The organism is Crocosphaera sp. Alani8, from assembly GCF_038442745.1.
Classification (GTDB): Bacteria; Cyanobacteriota; Cyanobacteriia; order Cyanobacteriales; family Microcystaceae; genus Crocosphaera.
This window is the reverse complement of sequence record NZ_JARVCN010000357.1, coordinates 1-3,120: the sequence shown is the minus strand read 5'-3', so window position 1 is coordinate 3,120 and position 3,120 is coordinate 1. Positions and strand designations below refer to the sequence as shown.

2 protein-coding genes are annotated in these 3,120 nt (G+C 40.0%); one reads left to right on the top strand and one right to left on the bottom strand.

Translation table 11 applies throughout. The features are described 5' to 3' along the window. Positions 1-154: 154 nt before the first annotated feature. Entirely contained in the window at positions 155-2,461 is a 2,307-nt protein-coding gene (gene purL / locus P9B04_RS18215) for a phosphoribosylformylglycinamidine synthase subunit PurL (protein WP_342056398.1), read from the top strand. 357 nt (positions 2,462-2,818) lie between these two features. Here the strand turns inward: purL and P9B04_RS18210 are convergent, their stop codons facing one another. Then, a complete protein-coding gene (locus P9B04_RS18210) occupies positions 2,819-2,980 on the bottom strand; it encodes a hypothetical protein (protein WP_342056397.1) in 162 nt (53 codons plus the stop codon). Between the last annotated feature and the right edge of the window lie 140 nt (positions 2,981-3,120).

Genomic DNA, 3,120 nt, shown 5'->3' with positions numbered 1-3,120 from the left:
CTCCTGCCTCCTGACTCCTGACTCCTGACTCCTGACTCCTGACTCCTGCCTCCTGACTCCTGACTCCTGACTCCTGACTCCTGACTCCTGCCTCCTGCCTCCTGCCTCCTGCCTCAACCCTTAACCTCTTAATCTAAAACTGCGGTATAAACCTATGAACCAACCCTTTACCCCCGAAGAAATAGCCACAGAAGGCATAAAACCCTCTGAGTACGAGGAGATAGTCAAACGGTTAGGAAGACACCCCAACAAAGCAGAATTAGGTATGTTTGGGGTCATGTGGTCTGAGCATTGTTGTTACAAAAATTCTCGTCCTTTACTGAAAAATTTTCCCACAGAAGGCGATCGAATTTTGGTTGGTCCAGGAGAAAATGCAGGGGTAGTAGACTTAGGAGAAGGGTTAAGATTAGCCTTTAAAATTGAATCCCATAACCACCCATCTGCAGTGGAGCCTTTTCAGGGTGCCGCTACCGGAGTTGGTGGGATTTTAAGGGATATTTTTACAATGGGAGCGCGCCCTATTGCTTGTTTAAATTCTCTACGGTTTGGAGAGTTGGAAAATGCCAAAACTAGGCGTATTTTTTCGGGAGTTGTTGAAGGAATCTCCCATTATGGTAACTGCGTTGGAGTGCCAACGGTTGGGGGAGAAATTTACTTCAATTCTGCTTACAATGGCAACCCATTAGTGAATGCAATGGCTTTGGGTTTAATGGAGACAAAAGACATCGTTAAATCTGGGGCAACGGGAATAGGTAATCCTGTTTTATACGTCGGCTCAACTACTGGTAGAGATGGCATGGGTGGGGCGAGTTTTGCCAGTGCAGAATTAACGGATCAATCAATGGATGATCGTCCGGCGGTTCAAGTCGGTGATCCTTTCTTGGAAAAGTCTTTGATTGAAGCTTGTTTGGAGGCATTTAAAACCGGTGCGGTGGTAGCGGCACAAGATATGGGAGCGGCAGGAATTACCTGTTCCACATCTGAAATGGCCGCTAATGGAGGGGTTGGCATAGAATTAGACTTAGATAAAATCCCTGTAAGAGAAACAGGAATGGTCCCCTACGAATACCTTTTATCAGAGTCTCAGGAACGAATGTTATTTGTGGCGCAAAAGGGAAGAGAACAGGAATTAATTGATATTTTTCATCGTTGGGAACTGCAAGCAGTGGTAGCAGGAAAAGTGATAGAAGCTCCTATTGTTCGGATATTGTTTCAAGGAGAAATTGCCGCAGAAATTCCTGCTAGTGCTTTAGCAGATAATACCCCAATCTATCATCGAGAGTTATTAGAAAACCCTCCCGAATACGCACAAAAAGCCTGGCAGTGGACAGAAGAAAATTTACCGGATTGTACGGTGGAAGGAATAGAAATTGAGGGAGCATTGAAAAGTTGGAATGATGTTCTGTTAGAACTTTTAGATACCCCTTCTATTGCCTCTAAAAAATGGGTTTATCGTCAGTACGATCATCAGGTACAAAATAACACTGTTATTTTACCAGGAGGAGCAGACGCAGCCGTGGTTCGTGTTCGTCCTATTTCAGCTAAACCAAATACTTGTAAAATTGGGGTAGCTGCCACCACTGACTGTAACTCTCGTTATGTCTATTTAGACCCCTTAGAAGGGGCAAAAGCTGCCGTTGCAGAAGCCGCTAGAAACCTCAGTTGTGTGGGGGCTAAACCTTTAGCAATTACGGATAATTTGAATTTTGGTAGTCCTGAAAATCCTATCGGCTATTGGCAATTAGCATTAGCTTGTCAGGGTATTTCTTCTGCTTGCCTAGAACTAGAAACACCAGTTACAGGTGGCAATGTTTCGTTGTATAACGAGACAGTTGATAGCGAGGGAAATCCTCAGCCAATTTATCCCACTCCCGTTATAGGAATGGTGGGATTAATAGAAGATATTACCAAGGTTTGTGGACAAGGTTGGCAAAATGAAGGAGATATTATTTATTTATTGGGAATTGATAATCAGGCTACTTTAGGGGCATCCGAATATTTAGCCAGTATTCATAATATTATATCAGGAAAGCCACCAAAAGTCGACTTTAATCAGGAACGTTTAGTCCAGAAAATTTGCCAGGAAGGTATTAGTCAAGGTTGGATAAAATCGGCGCATGATTGTTCAGAAGGTGGTTTAACTATCGCTTTAGCTGAATGTTGTATTAGCGGAAATTTAGGAGCAGAAATCAAACTAAATTATCCAGAAAAAATGCGGTTAGATAATTTACTCTTCGGTGAAGTGTGTGGACAAATTCTTATTTCTATTAGTCCTGAAAATCAACAGCAATGGGAAAGTTATCTACAGCAAAATTTAGGTAATAATTGGCAAAAGTTGGGTCAAGTTAAATCGAACCAACTAAATATTATCTTATCTGATAATTCTTCAGTTATTGGTGTAGAAGTTGCGACTATGATTAATGATTGGTCAAATGCTATTGAAAAAAGATTGAAAAGTTAACCATAAAAAAATTGTTAATCTAACAGAAGAACGAGTTTTTATTTTAAATTCTCTCCCAGTCTCTTGTCAAAAATATTATTTATAAATTATTAATGACTGCTAATTTTATCATAATTAATACTTTTAAAAAGTTTTCAATCATGAATCGGGACTTTTTGTCATTCCTCTATTTTCTGTCGTCAAAATTCACAAAGCTCTCAACATTTACCTCCTATAATATATGTATATTTGTTCAAATTACGAATTTTGAATTACTACTGCGATCGCTATTAGCACGAAATTTTATATTATTCCGATACTACTTTCTTGAAGTGCGGAATGTGGATCTATTACTGATTCAATGGGTTGATTATCAGTCTAAATCTCTGTTCTATCTTTAATAGCTTGGGTTAAACCATCTAAATAATGGTCTAATGAATCAATGTGGGTTTTCATCTCTTGAATCGTGGGATGCTGGGAAATCCCCTGTTCCAATGATTGTAAGTATTGATTAACAGATTGTTGAACAAGTTGTTTCACAAACTCTAAGAGTTCTTGTTTGACATTCTGTATATCGTTCTGACTGCTAGAGTAACCCATAAAGGAAACCAGGGGGGAATCTGATTTACAGGATACTGCAAACAAAGCCCACGTAGTTCACTCGTGGGATGTAGTTTGCC